Raw genomic sequence first — 23,158 nt, forward strand, 5'->3', positions numbered from 1 at the left:
CTCAATATTATCGAAACTAATTCAACTTAAACAGGTCGCTTGCGAGACCATCGGCCAAGAACTTCCCTTTTTTGGTCACATGCAACACATCACCATCCCAAAAAAGGAGTCCTTCGGCAATATGACGTTTTGCGGTGACTTCGAGGTGTTGTGCGTAGCTCTGTCCGAAACGTGATATTACCATATCGCTTGAAACCCCCCATATGGTACGAAGACCGGTCATCACATATTCGTTGTAGCGGTCCGCTGTAGAGAGGGTTTCATAGGTCAATGGCAGTTCCCCTGCTTGAATTTTTTTGACGTATGTCGGATTATTGCGAAGGTTCCATGCCCTTCGTTGGCCGTCAAAAGAATGGGCCGAAGGACCAATACCCAAATACGGTTTGCCTTGCCAATAGGCCGAGTTGTTCTTTGAGAAAAAACCCGGTTTGCCAAAGTTCGACAACTCATAATGGACATAGCCTTCTTTTTCAAGACGGTCGACCATCAAATGGAACTGACGATGGGCCTGTTCATCATCGACATCGGGTACCACCCCTTTGTCAATGAATGTTTTGAGGGCGGTCTTGGGTTCAACGGTCAAGGCATAACTGGAGATATGGGGCATTCCGAAAGCCAGGGCCATTTCGATATTGTCAAGCCATTGGGCATCATCCGCCCCGGGAATCCCATAAATCAGATCGATCGAGTTGTTCTCGAAAAAGCGACTGACCTGCTCCAAACAGGTTTTGGCCTCATTGGCATTATGGGCGCGATGCATCAATTTCAGATCGGTATCGAAAAAAGACTGGATGCCGATACTCAACCGATTGATCGGACTATCGGCCAATTGCTCGATCTTTCCTAAGTCGAGATCATCAGGATTGGCCTCTAGGGTGATTTCAGCCCCAGGAGCAAGAGGGTGGTATTCGTTGACCTTGGCCAACAGGCGTTCGATCTCCTCTGTACTGAGTATGGAAGGGGTGCCCCCTCCAAAATACACCGTTTCGACTGCTGCTTGGTCGAGTTCGTCTCTTCGCATGGCGATTTCCTGCTCCATGGCCGTCAACAAGTCCTGCTTTTTCTTCAGGTTGGTCGAGAAATGAAAGTCACAGTAATGGCATGCCTGCTTGCAGAACGGGATGTGGAGGTAGATACCGGCCATCTTACCCGATCTTTTTTGGATTTTGTTTGACGAAAGCTTCCCAGCCCGAATAGCTGGTTCCGACATCGATCCTGCCCGCATTGTAGAAATGGCATACGGCAGCGGCCAAGCCATCGGTACTATCCAGGTTTTTGGGCAGCGTCTTTAAATTGAGTACTCCTTGTAGCATTTTGGCCACTTGTTCTTTGCTTGCATTACCGTTTCCGGTAATCGCCATTTTGATTTTTTTAGGGAGGTATTCGGTGATGGGCACTTGCCGCGAGAGGGCGGCGGCCATGGCCACGCCTTGGGCCCGCCCCAGCTTCAACATCGATTGCACGTTCTTACCGAAAAAGGGTGCTTCGATGGCCATTTCGTCCGGATGGAAGGTATCGATAAGTTCGACCGTACGATCGAAGATCAATTTCAATTTGGTATAAGGGTCTTCGTATTTCTTGAGGTGCAATTCGTTCATCTGCACGAAATGCATCTTTTTATTGACCACTTTGATCAATCCGAAACCCATGATGGTCGTTCCGGGGTCGACGCCGAGTATGATTTTTTCAGTAGCCAATTGCTTACTGGGTATTTAAAATTATTGGAAGGCTCAGGCGTATTTTCACATCCGTCCCACCCTTATGCGCGGGTATTACGGTAGAATCCCTGAACTTCGTCCTAACATCTTCCGAAAAGCCTGGAATCAATGCTTCAATGTGCTTGTTTTCACTGATCTGCTGGACGAAGATAAACCCATCTTCATCTACCATGATGCTTACAAGTAAAGTATCATTGATCGGGGCATCCACTTCGTAAACTTTTTTATGGATGATGGCCTGCAGTCTTTTATGAAGTTGTGTCGCAAAACATTCGCGCTGTTCGATTTTCGGGGCACTTGGTTCGCATTCTTCGAATAAGGGATAACCGTCGATATCATTCCAGTCCACCCCGTCTAATACGGCATTTACATTCTTTGCGATTTGATCTTCTTTAGATTGGAACAAGCCGCAAGACGCCAAGGATATCATTAGGAACAAGAGCATGATCTGCCGCATAACCACCCATTGTATGGGCTGAAATTACGACATTTTACCATTTCCATAGCGAGTTAGGGCGGCATTGTAACAAACCCTTAGTAATTTAGTCCTATTGGTAAATCACGATTATGGACATCGCCCTACTCTTTATCGGTTTTCTCCTTATGCTGATCGGCATGCTGGGAAGTTTCCTTCCCGTACTGCCAGGGCCACCCCTGAGCTGGGTGGGACTCCTCCTTCTTCATTTGACCGAGCCGGTGGCCGAAAACTGGTGGTTCTTGGGCATCACCTTGGTATTGGCATTGGCCGTTACCGTTTTGGACTATGTCATACCCGCGGCAGGCACCAAGAAATTCGGCGGCAGCAAAGCTGGGATGTGGGGCAGTATCATCGGTCTTTTGGTTGCAATTTTCTTTCCGATTCTAGGACCCTTCGGCATCATCATCTGGCCTTTTGTCGGGGCTTTGGTCGGCGAACTCTCGAACAACGCTACGGATCAGAAAAGGGCATGGAAAGCAGCCTTCGGGTCTTTTCTGGGCTTTTTGACCGGAACCTTCCTGAAGTTCTTGATCACCCTGATCTATGCCGGATTGTTTTTGTGGAAGGCGATTGAAAAGCTTCCTGAATTTTTCACCTTTTCTTAATCGAACCAAGCCACCTTATCGGCTATGGGGCGTCTTTCGGCTTCCGTCAGCGGACTGTCATAATACCCTAGGTACAGGAACCCTAGACAGCGTTCCCCATCAGCCATATCGAAGAATTCATCCATGTATTTCACGAGTCCCGGTGAACTCCAATAGCAGCCCAAGTCCATTTCAGCACAAGACAACCACATGTTTTGTACGGCCATTGCCGTTGCCGCGATTTCTTCCCATTCGGGGAGGCTTTCATTCGGGTCGCGTTGCATGCAGATCGCGATGATCGCCCCGGCCTTTCTTGGGTTCTCTTTGAGTTTGTTGACCTTGATTTGTTTGGGTTTCGGATCGTTGGATTCATATTTCGCCGATAGAAAATCGCCCAAACGCCCTTTGGCATCGCCAGTCAACACCTTGAAACGCCAAGGTTCCGTCTTTTTATGGTTGGGGGCCCAATTGGCCGCTTCCAATAGGGTTTCAATAGTAGTTTTTTCAATGGGGGTATCGTTGTATTGAACGGGAAAAACGGAGCGCCGTTTTTTGATCAAATCCGCAATCATATGGTGTTTTTTTTCAAAGTTACGCTTTCCGTCGCTTTGCTGCATCTTCCAAGGATCGTAAGGCGTGTTGCAATACCGGGTTGCGGTTGTCTTCCTTCCAGATCATCGATAAGACCGCGCGCTGCGGAATCGTATCCAGATCGATGAATTTGACGTCCATCTGAAAACCGAACTGCAAAGCGGAAGGAACGATGGCAATGCCCAATTTGTTCGCTACCAATTTGAAGATGGTCTGTGCATGCACCGATTGATGCGAAACCCTGGGTGCGAAGCCCGCATCTTGACAGATACTGATGACGGTATCGTAGTATAGGGGGCTGTAATCTTGGGAGAACAAAATGAAGTCTTCTTCGGCCACTTCCTGCATGCCCTTGAATCGGGATGCGGAACAGTGATGATCGGCAGGCAAGACCAAAGAAAAAGTATCCTCGAAAACGGGTTGGATCCGCAAGCCTTTGGGTACGGTGGTCAGGCGAACGAAACCCAAATCCAAACGGTCGTTGGCTATGCCATCGACCTGGGCCCGGTTCGACAGCTCGTCCAATGAGGTATGGATGCCCTGATGCCTGTTCTGCAGGTCCAACAACAATTCAGGAACCACTTGCTGCATGGCCGATCCCAAAAATCCGATACGGAGTTCGCCCTGATCGCCGGCCTCGATGAGTTTTAATTGCCGCATGGTCTGGTTGAGATGGTTGACCACGAATTCCGCTTCCTTTTTCAGGTGCTCCCCTGCTGGGGTCATTCGCACCTTCTTCTTGTCACGAACGAAGAGTCTCACACCGATGGTCTCTTCCAACTGGCGGATCTGTGTACTCAATCCGGGTTGGGAAATGAACAATTTTTCAGCCGCTTTTCGAAAGTGCAAAAGCTCGGCCACGGCCAAAAAATAGCGCAAGTGACGGAGTTCTATTTGATAATCCATTATTATTGATTCATACAAAAATAAGTATTGGTGATTATTAAATTGCTAAAGTACCTTTACGTATTCCCAAAAAAGAAAGACATGGAACAGCTATCGGACAGCTTTTGGTTCGGGGAAGGCCGTTTAACAGCTAGTATTGCGCTAGCCATTGCACGAGGGGGCATCACCGGAATACTATCGCCAGACACCCGGGATCGTATCAATCGGAGTGCGGCCATCGTCGAAAAGATCGTCGAAAAAGGGGATACGGTCTACGGTATCAACACCGGGTTCGGCCCTTTGTGCAATACGAAAATTTCGTCTGAAGAGACCGAAATCCTCCAATCGAACATCCTTCAAAGTCACAGTGTCGGGGTGGGTACACCCATTAGCACCGAATTGGCGAAAGTCATGTTGGTCTTGAAAATACATGCCTTGGCCAAAGGGCATTCAGGTATTCGCTTGGCCACTTTGGAGCGCATGCTATGGCATTTGGAACAAGATATCGTTCCTGTCGTACCCTCTCAAGGTTCGGTTGGGGCTTCCGGTGATCTCGCGCCTTTGTCACACCTCTTTTTACCCCTGTTGGGGATGGGTAAGGTCGCAATTGGCGACACGATCTCGCCGACCCAGGAAGTCTTGGAACGGCACGGTAAAAAAGCGGTGCAACTAGGACCAAAAGAAGGCTTGGCCTTGATTAACGGCACCCAGTTCATCGCGGCCCATGCCGTTCTGGTCGTCGAAAAATTGCAACACTGCCTGCGGCATGCCGACATCGTTGGGGCCATGATGCTCGAAGGGCTACAGGGCTCTATAAAACCCTTTTACACCGAACTACACGAACTCAGACCGTTTAAAGGCAACCAACATGTCGCATCCCGGATCCGCACCCTGCTACGGGAATCCGAAATTTTGGAAGACCATATCGATTGCGATCGGGTGCAGGATCCGTACAGCTTGCGCTGCATGCCGCAAGTACACGGCGCCTCGAGAAACGCTTGGCTCCATTTAAAGGAACTAGTGGAAATCGAGCTGAACTCGGTGACCGACAACCCCGTGATCATCGATGAGACCTTGACCATCAGTGGGGGTAGCTTTCATGGCCAACCCTTGGCCATGGCATTGGATTATGCCACCTTGGCGGCTTCCGAATTAGGAAGCATCTCAGACCGCCGCATCTATTTGGCCCTCGAAGGCAATAGCCCCGGGGTACCTAAACTGTTGATGGAAGATACCGGGATCAACTCCGGTTATATGATCCTGCAATACACCTCGGCGGCCCTGGCCAGTGAGAATAAAAGCCTCTGCTTTCCGGCAAGTGCCGATAGCATCCCGACCTCCTTAGGCCAAGAAGACCATGTCAGCATGGGATCGATCAGCGGTCGAAAGGCGCTTCAGGTCATCGACAATGTCGAAAAGATATTGGCCATTGAATTGCTAACTGCCGCCCAAGCCTTTGAATTCAGGAAACCATTGAAATCAGGGGTCTTACTGGATGAGATCCACAAGCATGTTCGCAGCAAGGTTGCCTTCGCCGAAAAAGATCGGATCTTCGCTACTGACATTGAGCAAAGTATCACCATGATCAAAAAGTGCGAGATCATTGATCTGGTCACCGAACAGATGGATCGTCGCAACATGGAATGGAACGCCCCATTTGAACAAGAATTTGAAACCTTTTGATATGCACGCACCGAAACTCATTGGCCCGTTTAGCCAATTACTCACTTTTCGGAACCTTCCGATAAAAGGGGCGCTCCAAGATGGACAACTGGAGATCATTCCCCAGGGAGGCATCTTGGTCGCCGAGGACAAGATCCTTGCCGTTGACACCTTCGAATCCTTGAAGTCGAAAGCAACTTCCTTAGAACATATCGAAGGCGATACCACCTGTATTCCAGGTTTCGTCGACGCCCACACCCATATTTGTTTTGCGGGATCACGTGCGCAAGACTATGCCATGCGCAATGCGGGTAAAACCTATTTGGAAATCGCGAAGGCCGGTGGCGGTATTTGGGACACGGTCACCAAGACCCGGGCCGCGAGCGAATCCGAATTGGTCAAGGATATGCTTGCCCGTTGCAATAGGCATCTGCAGCATGGAGTGACCACCCTAGAGGTGAAAAGCGGCTACGGATTGCAGCTTGAAGAGGAATTGAAAATGCTGCGTGCCATCGAAAAGGCGGCCACCAAAGCGGTCCAAGACATTGTACCGACCTGTCTGGCTGCCCACATGGTCCCACGCGACTGGCCGGATTCGCCGGCCGCATACCTCAGCCTAATGGCCGACCAACTATTTCCCCTTTTGAAAGACGGCGGTTTGACCAACCGTATCGATGCCTTTATCGAAGAAAGTGCCTTTTCCCCAGAACAGATCGCCCCGTATTTCGAGGCGGCCCAGCGGCAAGGATTCGACCTTACGGTACATGCCGATCAGTTCAGCAGCGGGGGTAGTGCGGTAGCCGTACGATACGGAGCCGTAAGTGCCGATCATTTGGAGGCCAGCAGCACCAAGGAAATCGAACTTTTGGCAAAAAGCGATGTCATCTCCGTGGCCTTGCCCGGGGCAAGCCTAGGGCTAGGTTGCGATTTCACACCAGCTCGTGCGATTCTCGATCAAGGAGGGGCCCTGGCAATTGCCAGTGACCATAATCCAGGGTCGGCGCCCATGGGGGATCTCTTGACCCAGGCCAGTCTTTTGGGCACCTTTCAAAAGCTATCGAATGCAGAGGTTTTAGCAGGGGTGACCTTTCGGGCGGCCGCAGCCTTGAAACTCGATGATCGTGGGGTACTCGATGTCGGCAAACAAGCCGACTTCGCCACCTTTCCGACCAATGACTATCGTGAGATTACCTACCACCAAGGACAAGTACAACCCCAATCCGTTTGGAAAAACGGCAACAAAGCAGTGTAACATGGACAGCAACGAATTCAAAGCGGCGATACGACAAGGGATACCCTCGACCCTACCCCCCGCTCCAGCAACTAGCAAAGGGGGCAACCCCGCTCCAAAGCGAAAAGCCATCTTATCGGAGGAAGAAAAAAAGCTGGCGGTTCGCAATGCGCTGCGCTATTTTCCTGAAGCCTGGCATGGCGAATTGGCCCCTGAATTCGCGCAAGAACTGAACGAGTTGGGTCGCATCTACATGCATCGATTCAAACCGCGATACGCCATGTACGCCCGGCCCATATCGGACTACCCGGCCCAAAGCCAACAGGCGGCGGCGATCATGTTGATGATCCAAAACAACTTGGATCCGGCCGTGGCCCAGCATCCGAACGAGTTGATCACCTATGGGGGCAATGGGGCGGTTTTCCAGAACTGGGCGCAATACCTACTGACCATGAAATATTTGGCCGAAATGACCGACACCCAGACCCTGCATGTCTATTCCGGACATCCTATGGGGCTTTTCCCGTCTTCCGAAAACGCACCAAGGGTGGTAGTGACCAATGGCATGATGATCCCGAACCACTCCAGACCCGACGACTGGGAACGCTACAATGCATTAGGGGTGACCCAATACGGACAGATGACGGCCGGTTCCTATATGTACATCGGCCCCCAAGGTATCGTACACGGAACGACAATCACCGTAATGAACGCTTTTCGAAAAGTTTTGAAGACCGGGGAGACCCCTCAAGGCAAAATTTTCTTGACTGCCGGTCTTGGCGGCATGAGCGGGGCCCAGCCCAAAGCAGGTACGATTGCCAAATGCATTACGATCTGTGCTGAAGTCAATCCCAATGCGGCCAAAAAACGCCATGAACAAGGATGGGTCGATGAGTTGATTACCGACATCGACACCCTGGTCGAGCGGACCCGCTTGGCGGTTGCGAACAAGGAAGTGGTTTCCTTGGCGTATATCGGCAACGTCATTGAAGTTTGGGAAGCCTTGTATGAAGGGGGTATCTACGTGCATCTTGGCTCAGACCAAACCTCGCTGCATAACCCATGGGCCGGGGGGTATTATCCTGCCGGTTTGACCTATGCCGAAGCCAACACCTTAATGGTAGAGGATCCCGATCGTTTTAAGGAAGCGGTACAACACTCCTTACGCCGTCAGGTTGCCATCATCAACAAACATGTGGCCAAAGGCACCTACTTTTTTGATTACGGCAATGCGTTTCTTTTGGAAGCGTCACGGGCCGGAGCTGAGATCATGGCTGAAAACGGAGCGGATTTCAGGTATCCTTCGTATGTACAGGATATTTTAGGGCCCATGTGCTTCGATTATGGTTTCGGCCCGTTTCGCTGGGTCTGCACCTCGGGCAAGGCTGATGACCTCAGCAAGACCGATCAGATCGCCCTGAAAACTATGGAAGCGATCAAAAAAGAAGCACCGGCAGAGATCGAACAGCAGATGCAAGACAACATCACCTGGATCGAAGATGCCGAGCAAAACAAATTGGTGGTCGGTTCACAAGCCCGAATCCTTTATGCCGATGCCGAAGGTCGGTGCAAGATCGCCTTGGCCTTCAATAAGGCCGTCGCAAGTGGTACGATCAGTGCCCCGATCGTGTTGGGGCGCGACCATCATGATGTCAGCGGAACCGATTCCCCCTACCGCGAAACCAGCAACATCTACGATGGCAGTCGGTTCACGGCCGATATGGCCATCCAAAATGTTATCGGCGACAGTTTCAGGGGAGCGACCTGGGTATCGATCCACAACGGCGGTGGCGTGGGCTGGGGCGAGGTCATCAATGGCGGGTTCGGTATGGTATTGGACGGTTCCAAAGCCGCCGAAGACAAACTCCGTAACATGTTGTTTTTCGATGTGAACAATGGTATTGCCCGACGTAGTTGGGCCAGAAACAGCGAGGCGCGCTTTGCGATAGCCCGCGAAATGGGCCGAACACCACAACTTCAGGTCACTTTACCACATTTAGTGGATGATGCCGTTTTGGATATGCTATTTTAGTCGCATGCCAAGTTATCGATCCCCCGCTAAGAAACATTGGTCAGGCCGACAATCGGATGCGCAGTTGTACCTGCACGAGAAAGTCGAAACCCTGGCTATAGACGAATTGAGACCTGCGACCCGTCAATTCGGGTTGTTGGGGTATGCCTGCGATGAAGGCGTTCATTTGAACCAAGGGCGTATCGGAGCGAACGAAGGTCCGGAGGCCATCCGGCGGATGTTGGGCAAAATGCCCAACCATCTGAGTGAAAACCAGCGATTGATCGATTTGGGTTCCGTGGTATGCGACGACCATGATTTGGACGGCACCCAAGAGCTCCTTGCTGAAAAAGTGGCCCTGATACTTGAAAACAATACCTTCCCCATCCTTTTGGGCGGAGGGCATGATCTGGCTTATGGCCATTACAATGGCATCAAGAACTATTTACTTGCCAAAAACAAGCGGCCCTCCATCGGCATTATCAATTTCGATGCCCACTTCGATTTGCGCAATGATAAAGACGGTCCGACCTCGGGCACACCTTTCTTTCAAATCGCCAACGAAAACGAACCTTTTGAATACCTATGCCTTGGTATCCGTAAAGATGCGAACGACCGAGACCTTTTTGAAACGGCCCACGACCTGAACGTGACCTATGTGCTAAAAAACACCTTTCGGATCGAATTCGTCAAAGAGATCAACACTTGGATTCGGGCTTTTATGGACAAGGTCGACCATGTGTACGTAACCATCGATCTTGACGGTTTCGCTTCGGCCTATGCCCCTGGGGTCAGTGCCCCCTCACCTATGGGGTTCTCGCCCGATGTGGTCCTTGAAAGTTTGGAAACGATAACCGCTTCCGGAAAATTGATCAGTCTCGATATCGCCGAGATGAATCCGAATTATGATGTAGATGGTATGACGGCCCGGCTTGCCGCCGCATTGATCCACCATATCGTGCATGCCGAATTCCCCTAACAAAAAAAGCCTCCCATAAGGAAAGCCTTTCATTGGTATCCATCTTTCGATGGGACAACCGGATCTCAACCCATCGGATTGAAATCCAACACAACGCCACAAAGATATAGCTTATTCGCGAAACGCAAACTTTTTGGCCAAATTCGATGTCCTTAACGAGCGACCACGACCCTTCCCGAATTGCAAATGACCCGTGTTCGCACAGGTACGGACCCCTTTCTACGAAAAATTTACGCAAACGTTTTCGAAAAACATTTCGAACAAGAGTAAAATAATTTCAACTTATTGTTTTTCAAATATTTATAGGAGTTTTTCAATGCAACGAACTACGCCCGGCAAGGTGAGCCCAAAATGAGCTTCCGTTGTTAAAAAATTCAAAATCCCATCTTTTCAAAAATACCTTTAGCTCCACGGCAGCGGGATTAACTGACCCCTGTCCAACTGAATAATTAACGACTAAACTTTTAACTATGACAAGCAACTTGATCAGAAGTATCGCTGTGCTTTTCTTTGTGTTGTACAGCACCGTATCGAGTGCACAGACCATCACGGGAAATGTCGCTGACAATACCGGCCCTTTGGCTGGTGCGACCGTCGTTGAGAAGGGGACTTCCAACGGCACACAGACCGATTTTGACGGCAATTTTTCCATTGACGTTTCCAATCCGAATGCCATTTTAGTGGTCAGCTATATCGGTTTTGCCTCTCAAGAAGTCGAAGCGAACGGTCAAAGCCCGCTTCGGGTAATCTTGGTCGAAGATGCCCAAGCATTGGAGGAAATCGTGGTCATCGGATACGGCCAGACCCAAAACAAACGAACGGTATCACAAGCCATAAACACCGTGTCTTCAGAGCGTATAGCGTCCCTTCCAGTGGCACGACCCGAAGCCGCATTACAAGGTACCGCTCCCGGAATCGTGGTGGTGCAGAATTCAGGTGCCCCTGGGGCGCCGTTGACCATAAGGCTTCGGGGTACGGCAACCCCGGGCAATTCACAACCTTTGTTTCTGGTGGACGGAATCCAAGTACCCAACATCGATTTCGTGAATCCCTATGACATCCAATCGATCTCAACCCTAAAAGACGCCGCCGCTTCGGCGATATACGGAGCCCGTGCCGCGAATGGCGTGCTCTTGGTGGAAACCAAAAAAGGCCGTCGCAATACGGATAAGATATCGATATCCATCGATGGATACACCGGCTTTCAAGATCGGGTCAATACACCGAACTTGATGAACACCGCACAGTACGTCGAGTATTACAACCAATATCAGACCCGCGTCGGTGGCAATACCATTGCCGCATCCGACATCCCAAACTTACCGAACACCGATTGGTATGACGTGCTGTACGATTCCAGTGCCCCGAAAAGCCTGTTGAGCGTCTCCCTTGCCGGAGGAGGTGAAAAATCGAACTTCTCCGTTTCGGGCAGTCTTTTCGATCAGCAAGGATTGATCGGCGGGGATGCCGGAAAATCAGGATTTGATCGCAAAACCTTGAACTTGAATTTCAGTACGGAGGTGGTGAAAAACGTCAATCTGAACATCGGCGCCAATCTCATTCAAAATACCAGGCAACGGTTGCCCGGTGAGAACGACGATACGGTGAGCGCCGGAAACCCGTTCAACCAATTGGCGTCATTACTCCCGTTGTTCCCGGTTTTCGATGAAGCGGGAAATCCGTTTGACGTTAGTGCCCAAAACGGCCCTTCGGAAGTCAACGGCATCTCCATCCCGAAAATCAACGGCCCATTCAATCCGATCATTCCGATCGAGTTTTCAACGATTGAAGATGTCGCCGATATAAAACTTTTCAACATCGGAGCTTCTTGGGACATCCAAAGTGATTTGACCTTCAACCTCGGTACCAGCTATTATGAAAATCGTACCCGAACCAAAAGTTTTCAAGAAGCTTATGATTTCAGGGGAGGCAGTGTACCCAATGGTTTGGCATCCTTAGGGACCGGAACCAACCAACTCGATGAGACCTTGGCCAACAGCAGATGGTCACAGATCGATGCCACCTTGAATTACGGTTTTGACGCGCTACCTGAAGACCACAATCTAGAAGTGATCGTCGGTACTTCATTTTACGAGCGAAAGTTCGAAACCTCATCGCGACAAGCCCAGGGCCTATTGGTGAACAATTTCGGGGATGCGAATTTCGCGCAGGTCGGAGATCAGACCAATATCATCACTCCTTTTCCCGATTTCAGCAATACCGAACGATTGATGGCATACTTTGGTAGGGCCTTGTACAACTACAAGGAGAAATACCTGTTCTCGGCATCGCTCAGAGCCGATGCCTCCAGCAAGTTCGGACCGGGTAACAGAACCGGATACTTCCCATCGTTCTCAGGAGGTTGGGTGCTATCGGAAGAAGATTGGTTCGGTGATTCCCCGTTTGACCTATTCAAAGTACGGGCCAGTTGGGGTATCAGTGGTGTCGATAACATTGCCGACGATCAATATCGAGCGACCTTCTCCGCGAATTCGGGGAGCATCATCAACAACCAGTTCATCGTGGGGCTCAATCAAAATGTATTGCCCAATCAAGATATCAAATGGGAAGAGACCACCCAGGCGAACATTGGGTTGGATGCCAATTTATTCGATAATACCTTGGGCATTACCCTCGATTATTACACCAACACGACCAACGACATCCTCTTGAATGTCGGAGGCTCGACGGCTATCGGAATTCCTTTGGCCGCCCAGAATGTCGGTGAAGTCAAGAACAGTGGTTTCGAAGCTTTGGTTTCCTATCGCAAGCGGTATGCCAACGGGTTCCGATGGAATGCGGATTTCAACATTGCCTTCAATGACAATGAGGTAAAGGATCTAGGTGGATTAAGCGCCTTGACTTCAGGAAACACCTTGGTCTTCGCCAGCCCGATTTCAGCGACATTCGAAGGGGAGTCGATTGGCGGCTTCTTTGGCTTCAAATCAACGGGTACTGATGCTGACGGTGAATTGATCTTTGAAGATCTAAACGGTGATGGTTCGATTACTACTGACGACCGACAGATCATTGGCAACCCGCTACCCGATTTCACATACGGATTCAATCTTGGGGCCAATTTCAAAGGGTTCGATTTCAGCACCTTCTTTTATGGCTCACAAGGCAATGATATCTACGATGCCACCGTTAGGAACGATTTCGCCTTTTCGAATAGACCGGCCTCTTATTTGGACAACGGGATCATCAACGTGCTCGGAAACGTGAATGAAAGCAGCACCCTGGGTGAGGTATCGAGTTTTTATGTCAAAGACGGTTCCTTTTTGAAAATGCGTACCATCACCTTAGGCTATAGCCTTCCCGAAAAGGTATTGCAACAAATCGGCCTGCAACGGGCACGATTCTACCTGACCGGTGAAAATTTGTTGGTCTTTACCGACTACGATGGCGCCGATCCTGAAATAGGGCAACAAAACGCCGCGAACACCTTGGACATTGGAATCGACCGAGGATTCTACCCCGCCCCGAAAAGCGTGTTGTTAGGATTTAACCTTCAATTTTAAAAAAACAAGCAATGAAAAATAATAGTTTCATCACATCGATAATATGCAGTGCCGCTTTAAGTCTATTCTTGGTTTCCTGCGATCAAGATGACCTTTTGGATGTTGGATCCGAAACGGTACTGCGTGAAGACGGCCTGACCGAAGAAGCTGCCGAAGCCTTCATCGCAGCGGCATATGACCCTATGCAATGGCAAAACCTTGGCATCAATGAAGGGAATGCAAAACACATCTTTCCCGTCATGTGGCAAGGCATCCGAGCCGATGATATGGTTTCGCAATGGGCGACTTTTTGGCAACCCGGATTGCTTCTCGATGACCTCAACCTCATGCAATCGAACAATACCAATGTGGCCGCACTTTGGCAAAAGTGGTTTACCGGGGTTTCAAGGGCCAACAACGTCATTCAAAGTTTGGAAACTTCCGAAGCCGGAAACAAAGATCTGATCATTGCCGAAGCGAAATTCCTGCGAGCGTTCTATTATTTCGAATTGGTCAGGAGTTTTGGTGGTGTTCCGTTGATCACGCAAAATCCGACCGATGTCAGTGAAGTAGAACTTACCGGACGGGCAACGGCAGCAGAAATCTATGCACAGGTCAAACAAGACCTTGGCGAGGCCATTTCTAATTTACCCGCACGTGCCGACACTCCAGAGGGTCGGGCCACCGCCGGTGCCGCTAGAACCTTGCTGGCCAAGGTGCATTTGATGCTAGGCGAATACGCCCAGGTTTTGGAACAGACCAACGCGGTGATCGCTTCTGGCGAATATGCTTTGGAAACTTCCTTTGCCAATAATTTTACGGTCGACAACGAATATGGCGTGGAATCGATTTTTGAAATCGGTTACCTATCCGGTGTCAACAACGGGTTTTTCGAAGCGGTAGGGACAGCGGCAGAAGGTTCATCTTCCTACCAAATGTTCGGCTACATCTTCAACAACAACGGTGCTTTCGGCAACAGTGTACCAAGGCCTGAATTGATCGCCCTTTATGAAGATGAAGACAGCCGAAAAGATGCCACCTTCATCACGCCTGAATCCATTCTTGAAAACGGTCCGCAAAGCTGTGGTTGTTTGGTTTTCAATCCTGACGGCACGGTCGTGTTCGGTGATGACGGCAATGAAAGTCAATGGATCGGCACGGACATTTACAACTTCTTTTGGCTGGTCAATGACAACTCATGGGTCTCTCGGGCCAGCATGCGTAAATACAATATCGGTCAAAACGTGAACATTCCGACCATTAGCCAAGATGACCTCAACGAAAAGGTCTTCCGCTATGCCGAAGTATTGCTCATGCATGCCGAAGCCAATCTTTTTGCATCAGGTGCTACCGCCATGACCGGTCAAGGGGCATTCGATATGGTTCGCAACAGGGCGTATAACGGGGCCGCACCTGCAGTAACGCTTACTTTGGAAAGTTTGAAACTCGAACGAAGAAAGGAATTGGCTACCGAAGGCTGGAACCGTTTCTCGGACCTAATCCGTTGGAATGACGCGGCCACGGCTTTGGCCTTTAAGAATTTTACCCCCGGCAGGGATGAGCTTTTACCGATTCCACTATCTGAAATCGAAGCCAACCCCCTGTTAGAACAAAATCCAGGGTACTAAATCCGTTACCCCATTTTTTGGATTAGTTGATTAAGTTTGAGTTTTTCGGTAAAAGGGGTGCCCTTCGCACCCCTTTTTTTCCGTTTTCTTTTTGGTTTGGAAAGTGGTTTCGAAAATTTTACGAAAAGCTTTTCGAAAACTTTTCGTAATCTTATTTTTAAGATTCAAATTATTGACTAACAAATACTTATATAAAAATAGGATTGAATTTATAACGGCCGCTTCTCACGGAATTCCGCGAATTCCAATGCCTGATTTCCTGCGAATGCCGGCTTAGCCCCTATATTTGGTAAAGACCTGATCCCAATAATGTACTATTTAGGAATTGACATAGGAAGTTCTTCGGTCAAACTGGCCCTGATCGATGCCGACACCGGAAAGAGTATCGGTGTCGTGCAAGAACCGGAAAAGGAAATGACCATTCGATCGCCCAAGAAAGGGTGGGCCGAACAAGCTCCGGAAGATTGGTGGTCGAACGTTTGTAAGGGCATCGAACGCTTGAAACACCAAACCGAAGTGCATGCCGATGCCATACGAGGAATCGGCATCGCCTATCAAATGCACGGCTTGGTCGTAGTTGACCAATCGGGAAATTCACTGCGAAACAGCATCATTTGGTGTGACAGTCGGGCCGTAAAAATCGGCAATGAGGCTTTCGAAGCCCTTGGCACGTCCCATTGCGAAAGCCATCTATTGAATTCCCCAGGGAATTTCACCGCTTCCAAACTGGCTTGGGTAAAAAGCAATGAGCCCGAGCTGTATGACCAGATCCATAAGTTCATGCTGCCCGGCGACTATGTGGCCTATCGTTTTTCCGATAGCATAAACACCACCATATCCGGTCTATCGGAAGGGATTTTTTGGGATTTTGAAAAAGACTCCCTATCCGAAGCGATATTGGCACATTTTGGTTTCTCCAAAGAGCTGGTCCCTGACCTCGTCCCTACATTTGGGATACAGGCAACCGTTTCGGCCAAAGGAAGCAAAGAAAGCGGGTTGAAGGAAGGGACTCCGATTTTATACCGGGCCGGGGACCAACCGAACAATGCCCTATCGCTCAATGTACTGCGACCCGGTGAGGTCGCCGCCACCGGGGGTACCTCAGGGGTAATGTATACGGTCACCGATTCGACCTCGGTGAGCGAATGCGCCAAAGTCAACAATTTCGCGCACGTAAATTATGCTATCGGACAGCAACGCCGTATTGGAAAGTTACTGTGCATCAATGGTGCAGGAATCCAATACCGCTGGTTATTGGATAACCTGGATATCGATTCCTACGACCAAATGAATGCGCTGGCTTCGACAATAGATGTCGGTTCGGACGGACTCATCCTCATCCCCTTTGGCAATGGGGCCGAACGCATGCTTTTGAACCAAGAGGTCGGCACCCGCTTGCTCAATCTCGACCTGAACAGGCACCAAAAGGGCCACGTCTGCAGGGCGGCCCTTGAAGGTATTGCTTTTGCCTTCGTTTACGGCTTCGAAATCATGCAGAAAGACGGGGTTGATCCCAAGGTGATCCGTGCCGGGAACGACAACCTCTTCCGGTCTGCGATTTTCGCCAACACCGTGGCCACCATGCTTGACAAAGAAATTGAAATCTACGACACCACAGGGGCCGTCGGGGCGGCTCGTGCCTGCATCCTTCAAAATGGGGACTACGATGCCTTTACCGCGGTCATGGGCAACGACCATGTGATGACCTTCATGCCCCTTGATGACAAGGAGCCCTATCGTGAAGCGTACCGGAAATGGAAAGAAGAATTGAAACTGATCTTAACATAAACACATAATAATGATACTTTTAGGAGACAACGAATACTTTAAGGGCATCGGAAAAATCGAGTTCGAAGGCAAAACATCCGACAACCCTTTTGCGTATAAATACTACAATCCCGATCAATTGGTCGCGGGCAAGACCATGCGGGAGCATTTTAAATTCGCCATGGCGTATTGGCATACGCTCTGCGGTACCGGGGGCGACCCTTTTGGTCCGGGTACGAAAGCGTTTCCTTGGAGTACGGATAGCGACCCGATAACGGCCGCGAAGCACAAAGCGGATGCCGCCTTTGAATTCATCACCAAAATGGGCTTTGACTATTTCTGTTTTCACGACTATGACTTGGTCGATGAAGGCCCAACATTGGCTGAATCGGAAAAAAGGATCCATGCCGTTACCGACTACCTCAAAGAAAAAATGGAAGCCGCTAACGTAAAACTGCTTTGGGGAACCGCCAACCTCTTCTCGCACCCACGGTATATGAACGGTGCGGCCTCCAATCCGAATTTCGACGTCGTCGCCCGAGCAGGGGCCCAATTAAAAATCGCCATAGATGCCACGGTGGCCTTGAATGGGGAAAACTATGTGTTCTGGGGTGGCCGCGAAGGGTACATGTCCTTATTGAACACCGACATGAAATTGGAGCAGGACAATATCGGACGCTTTATGCGAATGGCCAGGGATTATGCCCGAAAGCAAGGCTTTAAAGGTAATTTCTTCATCGAACCCAAACCGATGGAACCGACCAAACACCAATACGACTTCGATGCCGCCACCTCGATCAACTTTATCAGGGAACAAGGGTTGGCCGACGATTTCAAATTGAACATAGAAGTGAACCATGCGACCTTGGCACAGCATACCTTTCAACATGAGTTGCAGGTTTCGGCCAATGCAGGCATGCTCGGTAGTATCGATGCCAATCGTGGTGATTACCAAAACGGATGGGATACCGACCAATTCCCGAACAATATCCAAGAGACCGCCGAGGCCATGATGGTCTTTTTAAAGGCCGGTGGCCTGCAAGGAGGCGGGGTGAATTTCGATGCCAAAACACGCCGAAATTCCACCGACCTCGAAGATATTTTCTTGGCCCATATCGGAGGGGCTGACACCTTCGCCCGAGGCTTGTTGGTAGCCGATGCCGTACTCAATAACCCGCGATATGAAGGCCTTTTAAGTGGCCGCTACGACTCCTTCACCAAGGGGAAAGGCCTTGACTACGTCAACGGAAAACTCAAGTTGACCGACCTTTTCGACCTTGCGAAATCAGCTGGTGAACCCCAGCAATTAAGTGGCAAGCAGGAATTGTACGAGAACCTGTTGAACCAACACATCTAAACCTATGGAATCGCTATTGGAAACCGCGGATTGGTGGGTTTTGGCCCTCTACTTACTGGCACTTATCGGAGTGGCGGTGTGGGTGGTCTTACAAAAGAACAAAAACACCGAAGATTACTTTCTCGCAGGTCGCAATGTGGGCTGGTTCGTCATCGGTGCCTCCATCTTCGCTTCCAATATCGGTTCGGAACACGTGGTAGGCCTCGCTGGTACGGGTGCCGAATCCGGTATGCCCATGGCGCATTACGAACTGCACGCCTGGATCGTGCTCTTACTGGGTTGGTTGTTCCTTCCTTTTTATTTCAGGAGCAAGGCCTTTACTATGCCCGAATTCTTAGAGAAACGTTTCGATGCCCGTTCGCGCTGGTTCCTTTCCGTATTTTCCTTGGTCGGTTACGTCATCACCAAGGTTTCGGTGACCATTTATGCCGGAGGTATCGTGGTTTCAGAACTATTGGGCATTCCTTTTTGGTATGGGGCCATCGGCATCGTATTGTTTACCGGGGCCTATACGATCATAGGGGGAATGAAAGCGGTGATTTACACCGAAACGCTACAGACCGTTATTCTAATCGCCGGTTCCCTGATCATTACCGTACTCGGATTACAGGAAGTCGGAGGCTGGGAAGCCTTACGGGAGACCGCGGGCAGCGACCATTTCAACATGTGGCGCCCGATTTCGGACCCGGATTTTCCATGGACCGGTATGCTGATCGGCGGCACGATCGTCGGGATCTGGTATTGGTGTACCGATCAATACATCGTACAACGGACCTTGGCTGCCAACAATATCAAAATCGGACGACGCGGGGCCATATTCGGCGCCTATCTCAAATTGCTGCCGATTTTTATTTTCCTGATCCCAGGGATCATCGCCTTCGCCCTGGCCGAACAAGGGGTGCTTACCTATGAGCGCAGTGACCAGGTATTCCCGGTCTTGGTGAAGACGCTCTTACCGGCCGGAATCAAAGGGCTGGTCGCGGGTGGTTTGATGGCGGCCCTGATGAGTTCCTTGGCTTCGGTATTCAACTCCTGCTCTACGATATTCACCATAGACATTTATAAAAAGCTAAGACCGAAAACCGCCGAAAAACGGTTGTTGGGTATCGGCAAGCTGGCTACCACCATCGTGGTCGTACTGGGCATCATCTGGATTCCGATCATGGAAAAAATCGGAGGTGGGGTGTTGTATCAATACCTCCAGAGCGTGCAATCCTATATTGCCCCTCCTAGTGCGGCGGTCTTCCTATTGGGCATCCTTTGGAAACGGGTAAACGCTACCGCTGCGATCACCACCCTTACCTCCGGGCTCGTGGTTGCTGCGCTGCGCATCGCGGCCGAAATCTACCAAGAGAGCCTTAGTGGGGCCCTATTGGCTTTCGCAACGATCAACTTCGCCCACATGGCTATTTTTATGTTCCTGTTATCGGTGGTCATCTGTATTTCGGTGAGCCTGGCGACCGACCCGCCCAAGTATGCCGCCATCAGCGGCCTCGCCTTCGGCACCTTGAGCGCGGAAGACCGTAAGGCCTCAAAAGCCGACCTTTCGACCATCGATGTGGTCCTATCCATACTTCTTTTAGTTGTAGTAGTCTCCGTATTAACCTATTTTACAGGTTAAATCAAACAACTCGATATGGAAACTACAACAAGAAGAACCTGGTTCATTGCATTCGTCGTCTCTTTGGGCGGCTTTCTCTTCGGTTTTGATGCCGGCATCATCTCTGGTGTTATGGCCTATGCCGGCCCTGAATTCAACCTAAACGACATTCAAACCGGATGGGTGGTCAGCTCCCCTTCGTTTTCGGCCATGTTGGCGATGCTCATATCCGGGCGGTTGAGTGACTTTTTCGGAAGGAAAAAAATACTGATCGTGGTGGCATTCCTCTATGCCCTGTCAGCCTTGTTATCTGCTTACGCGACCAGCTATGACATGCTGTGGATCGCCCGAATGCTCGGAGGTATCGCGTTTGGGGCGGCGCTGATCTTGGCCCCGACCTACATTGCCGAAATATCCAGTGCCGAAAACAGGGGCAAACTGGTTTCCATGCAACAATTGAATATCGTTTTGGGTTTTTTCGCCGCCTTTTTATGCAACTACTACCTCAACGAAATGAATACCTCGGGCGAAAGCTTTTTGACCGATGAAACCGTTTGGCGATGGATGCTCGGGCTCGAAATGATCCCGGCCGTTTTGTATTTCGTCCTCATGTTCTTCGTTCCGCGCAGCCCCAGATGGCTCCTCCTAAAACAGCAAGCGAAAGAGGCATTGCACATCTTGAAACAATTGCATGGGTCGAAAAGGGCCGATGAAGAAGCCAAGACCATTACGGAAAGCATTGCCAAAAGCAGCAACAAAGAAAAAGTACAGCTCAACGAACTGGTCAAACCCGCCTTGCGCTTTATCTTTTTGGTTGGATTGACCATTGGGATCCTGCAACAAGTTACCGGCATCAACGCCATCTATTTTTATGCCACATCCATTTTCAAACAGACCGGAATCGGCACTAACGCGGCATTCGCCTCCGGGGTTTTATTGAGTATGACCACCGTGGTATTTACCATTGTGGCCATGTTGTTGATCGACCGTATGGGTCGTCGCCCCTTGTTGCTCATCGGTATTGCCGGAATCGCCTTGAGCATGATCCTTTGTGGATACGGTTTCAAACAGGCTACGTATCGGATATCAAGTGATGCCATCAGCAATCTAGATCAAGCCTTGGTAGACAAACTAGAAGTGTTCGACGGACGGACGTTCGACGACGACGTCGCCTTCAAAAACGAAATGAAAGCGGCCTTGGGATCCCAGACCTATGCAAAGAACGAAGGTGCTATTTTAGAAGTGGCCACCGAAATGAACAGCACCCTGATCTTGGTGGGCATTTTGGTATTCATTGCCTGTTTTGGGTTTTCCCTCGGACCGGTGATGTGGGTCATGCTGTCTGAAATGTATCCGAACAAATACCGCGGTCTGGCCATTGGGGTCATCGGATTCGTCAACTCCTTCGCGAGTTGGCTCGTACAACAAGTCTTCCCTTGGGAATTGTCGAACCTGGGCAATGCCACCACCTTTTTCATATTCGGTTTTATCGCTTTGGGCGGATTCTTCTTGTTTATGAGGATTTTGCCTGAAACCAAAGGGAAGTCATTGGAAGAACTGGAACAACAACTAACGGGCTAATGCAACTAGAGAACCCCATATTACGCGGATTCAATCCGGACCCATCCATCATAAGGGTCAACGACGATTACTATATCGCCACATCGACCTTCGAGTGGTTTCCTGGGGTTCAAATCTACCATTCGAAAGACCTGAAGCATTGGCAACTGATCGCCCGACCCTTGTCACGACCCTCACAGCTCGACATGCACGGGGTACCGGATTCCTGTGGGGTATGGGCGCCTTGCCTGAGTTATGACAATGGGGTTTTCTATTTGGTCTACAGCAACGTCAAATCGTTCGACGGGGTATGGAAAGACACCCCGAACTTTCTGGTGACCACTACCGATATCCATGGGGAATGGAGTGAACCGATCTACCTTTCTTCCCGAGGGTTCGATGGGTCCTTGTTCCACGCGTCCGATGGTAAGAAATGGTTCTTGAATATGCTGATCGACCACCGTGCCGGTAAATTTTTCGGGGGTATCGAAATGCAAGAATACGATCCAGACGGTAAAAAACTGGTCGGCCCAGTACACTACCTGACCGAAGGATCGGCATTGGGCATTTCAGAAGGACCCCATTTGCTCGAAAAAGACGGTTGGTGCTACCTCATCTTGGCCGAAGGGGGTACGGAATATGGGCATGCCCTCAGCGTGGCCCGAAGTAAATCCATTACCGGCCCTTATGTCTTCCACCCTGAAAACCCGATAATCAGCGCTGCCCAACATCCAGCGAATTACCTTCAAAAAACCGGGCATGGTGATTTCGTCAACACGCCTGATGGCGAATGGTATGCCGTCTTTCTGTGTGGCCGCCCCCTGACTCCCCTTGGCAAATGCCCCTTAGGCCGTGAGACCGCTATGGAAGAACTGGTATGGCAAGACGGGTGGCCAAAGCTGAAACACGGGCGTGTTGCCCGAAAAACGATCGAAGGACCCCAACTTGCGGAAGTTCCGATTCCCCAAAATCCGGCTCGAAGGAATTTTGAATCGACATCCTTACCCTTGGAGTTCCAATCGCTACGCGTCCCCATAACCGACGACTGGTGTTCGCTGCAAGAGCGCCCCGGGTATTTGCGGTTGTTCGGAAAAGAAAGCCTGAGTTCGACCCACCGACAAAGTCTGTTGGCCCGAAGGGTGCAAGCCTTCCATATCGAGGCGGCCACGGCCATTTCGTTCGAACCCCAACATTTACAACATATGGCTGGCCTGGTATTTTACTACAACACAGGGCACTACCATTACGCCTATATCACCGCCGACTATGAAGGAAAGCAAAGTTACTTGTCGGTGGCCACGGCCGATAATTTCGAAATGGGATTCCAAGACGAATTGATCCCGATACCGAAGGAAGCAACCGTGGTCCTTAAAGGGGTTATGGACCATGATCGATTGCAATTCAGCTATTCGATCGATGGAACGACCTTCCACCCCTTGGGCCAACCGCTCGATGCCAGTATTCTGTCTGATGACCATGTGCGCGAAGGGGGCCAAAAATACCGTGCGGCCTTTACAGGATGCTTTGTCGGCATCTGTTGCCAAGACCTGGCAATGAACAGCCATCATGCCGATTTCAAATGGTTTGAATACATCGAAAAATAAAAC

The 23,158-nt window shown here is 50.1% G+C and carries 17 protein-coding genes; 12 read left to right on the plus strand and 5 right to left on the minus strand.

The genetic code is table 11. The annotated features are described in order from the left end of the window. Positions 1–16: 16 nt before the first annotated feature. The 3 genes from hemW to ABV409_RS02035 are packed head-to-tail and all read right to left on the minus strand — an operon-like array spanning position 17 to position 2,175. Positions 17–1,144, minus strand: a complete 1,128-nt coding sequence (gene hemW / locus ABV409_RS02025; RefSeq protein ID WP_353875872.1) for a radical SAM family heme chaperone HemW — start codon at positions 1,142–1,144, stop codon at positions 17–19. A gap of 1 nt (position 1,145) precedes the next feature. Further along, the gene (ruvC, locus tag ABV409_RS02030; RefSeq protein WP_353875873.1) at positions 1,146–1,697 is read right to left on the minus strand and encodes a crossover junction endodeoxyribonuclease RuvC; all 552 of its coding nucleotides are present in this window, start codon (positions 1,695–1,697) and stop codon (positions 1,146–1,148) included. 4 nt (positions 1,698–1,701) lie between these two features. Continuing rightward, positions 1,702–2,175, minus strand: coding sequence for a hypothetical protein (locus ABV409_RS02035; RefSeq protein WP_353875874.1), 474 nt, complete (start codon positions 2,173–2,175; stop codon positions 1,702–1,704). 110 nt (positions 2,176–2,285) lie between these two features. Here ABV409_RS02035 and ABV409_RS02040 point away from each other — a divergent pair, with 110 nt between their 5' ends. Continuing rightward, complete coding sequence (locus ABV409_RS02040; protein WP_353875875.1) at positions 2,286–2,801, plus strand: DUF456 domain-containing protein; 516 nt, start codon at positions 2,286–2,288, stop codon at positions 2,799–2,801. Here ABV409_RS02040 and ABV409_RS02045 read toward each other — a convergent pair. Together ABV409_RS02045 and ABV409_RS02050 are read right to left on the minus strand one after the other, a co-directional pair. Then, entirely contained in the window at positions 2,798–3,352 is a 555-nt protein-coding gene (locus ABV409_RS02045) for a nitroreductase family protein (RefSeq protein ID WP_353875876.1), read from the minus strand. The two genes, ABV409_RS02040 and ABV409_RS02045, sit on opposite strands and share 4 nt — an antisense overlap. A 19-nt stretch (positions 3,353–3,371) precedes the next feature. Next, entirely contained in the window at positions 3,372–4,277 is a 906-nt protein-coding gene (locus tag ABV409_RS02050) for a LysR family transcriptional regulator (protein ID WP_353875877.1), read from the minus strand. An 81-nt stretch (positions 4,278–4,358) separates the two neighbouring features. Between ABV409_RS02050 and hutH the strand changes: the two genes are divergently transcribed. The 11 genes from hutH to ABV409_RS02105 all read left to right on the plus strand — a co-directional run bounded on the left by hutH (position 4,359) and on the right by ABV409_RS02105 (position 23,155). Then, positions 4,359–5,939, plus strand: coding sequence for a histidine ammonia-lyase (gene hutH, locus ABV409_RS02055; protein WP_353875878.1), 1,581 nt, complete (start codon positions 4,359–4,361; stop codon positions 5,937–5,939). A 1-nt stretch (position 5,940) separates the two neighbouring features. Beyond that, on the plus strand, positions 5,941–7,170 hold the full coding sequence (gene hutI / locus ABV409_RS02060; RefSeq protein WP_353875879.1) for an imidazolonepropionase: 1,230 nt from the start codon (positions 5,941–5,943) through the stop codon (positions 7,168–7,170). A gap of 1 nt (position 7,171) precedes the next feature. Beyond that, positions 7,172–9,181 carry a urocanate hydratase gene (gene hutU / locus ABV409_RS02065; protein WP_353875880.1) on the plus strand — a complete coding sequence of 670 codons (2,010 nt, stop codon included), beginning with the start codon at positions 7,172–7,174 and terminating at the stop codon, positions 9,179–9,181. A gap of 4 nt (positions 9,182–9,185) precedes the next feature. Then, positions 9,186–10,139, plus strand: coding sequence for a formimidoylglutamase (gene hutG, locus ABV409_RS02070; RefSeq protein ID WP_353875881.1), 954 nt, complete (start codon positions 9,186–9,188; stop codon positions 10,137–10,139). 470 nt (positions 10,140–10,609) lie between these two features. Continuing rightward, on the plus strand, positions 10,610–13,660 hold the full coding sequence (locus ABV409_RS02075; protein ID WP_353875882.1) for a SusC/RagA family TonB-linked outer membrane protein: 3,051 nt from the start codon (positions 10,610–10,612) through the stop codon (positions 13,658–13,660). Between the two features lie 11 nt (positions 13,661–13,671). After that, positions 13,672–15,267: a RagB/SusD family nutrient uptake outer membrane protein gene (locus ABV409_RS02080; protein ID WP_353875883.1), complete on the plus strand. Its 1,596-nt coding sequence runs from the start codon at positions 13,672–13,674 to the stop codon at positions 15,265–15,267. A gap of 309 nt (positions 15,268–15,576) precedes the next feature. Beyond that, a complete protein-coding gene (locus ABV409_RS02085) occupies positions 15,577–17,055 on the plus strand; it encodes a xylulokinase (protein ID WP_353875884.1) in 1,479 nt (492 codons plus the stop codon). A 10-nt stretch (positions 17,056–17,065) separates the two neighbouring features. Next, positions 17,066–18,391, plus strand: a complete 1,326-nt coding sequence (gene xylA, locus ABV409_RS02090) for a xylose isomerase (RefSeq protein ID WP_353875885.1) — start codon at positions 17,066–17,068, stop codon at positions 18,389–18,391. A 4-nt stretch (positions 18,392–18,395) separates the two neighbouring features. Beyond that, positions 18,396–20,012 (plus strand): sodium:solute symporter, encoded by a 1,617-nt coding sequence (locus ABV409_RS02095; protein WP_353875886.1) that lies wholly within the window; start codon positions 18,396–18,398, stop codon positions 20,010–20,012. Between the two features lie 15 nt (positions 20,013–20,027). Next, complete coding sequence (locus ABV409_RS02100) at positions 20,028–21,572, plus strand: sugar porter family MFS transporter (RefSeq protein ID WP_353875887.1); 1,545 nt, start codon at positions 20,028–20,030, stop codon at positions 21,570–21,572. After that, on the plus strand, positions 21,572–23,155 hold the full coding sequence (locus ABV409_RS02105) for a glycoside hydrolase family 43 protein (RefSeq protein WP_353875888.1): 1,584 nt from the start codon (positions 21,572–21,574) through the stop codon (positions 23,153–23,155). Before ABV409_RS02100 ends, ABV409_RS02105 begins: the two co-directional genes overlap by 1 nt. Positions 23,156–23,158: the final 3 nt, after the last annotated feature.

This window comes from Flagellimonas algarum, from assembly GCF_040513375.1.
Lineage (GTDB): Bacteria > Bacteroidota > Bacteroidia > Flavobacteriales > Flavobacteriaceae > Flagellimonas_B > Flagellimonas_B algarum.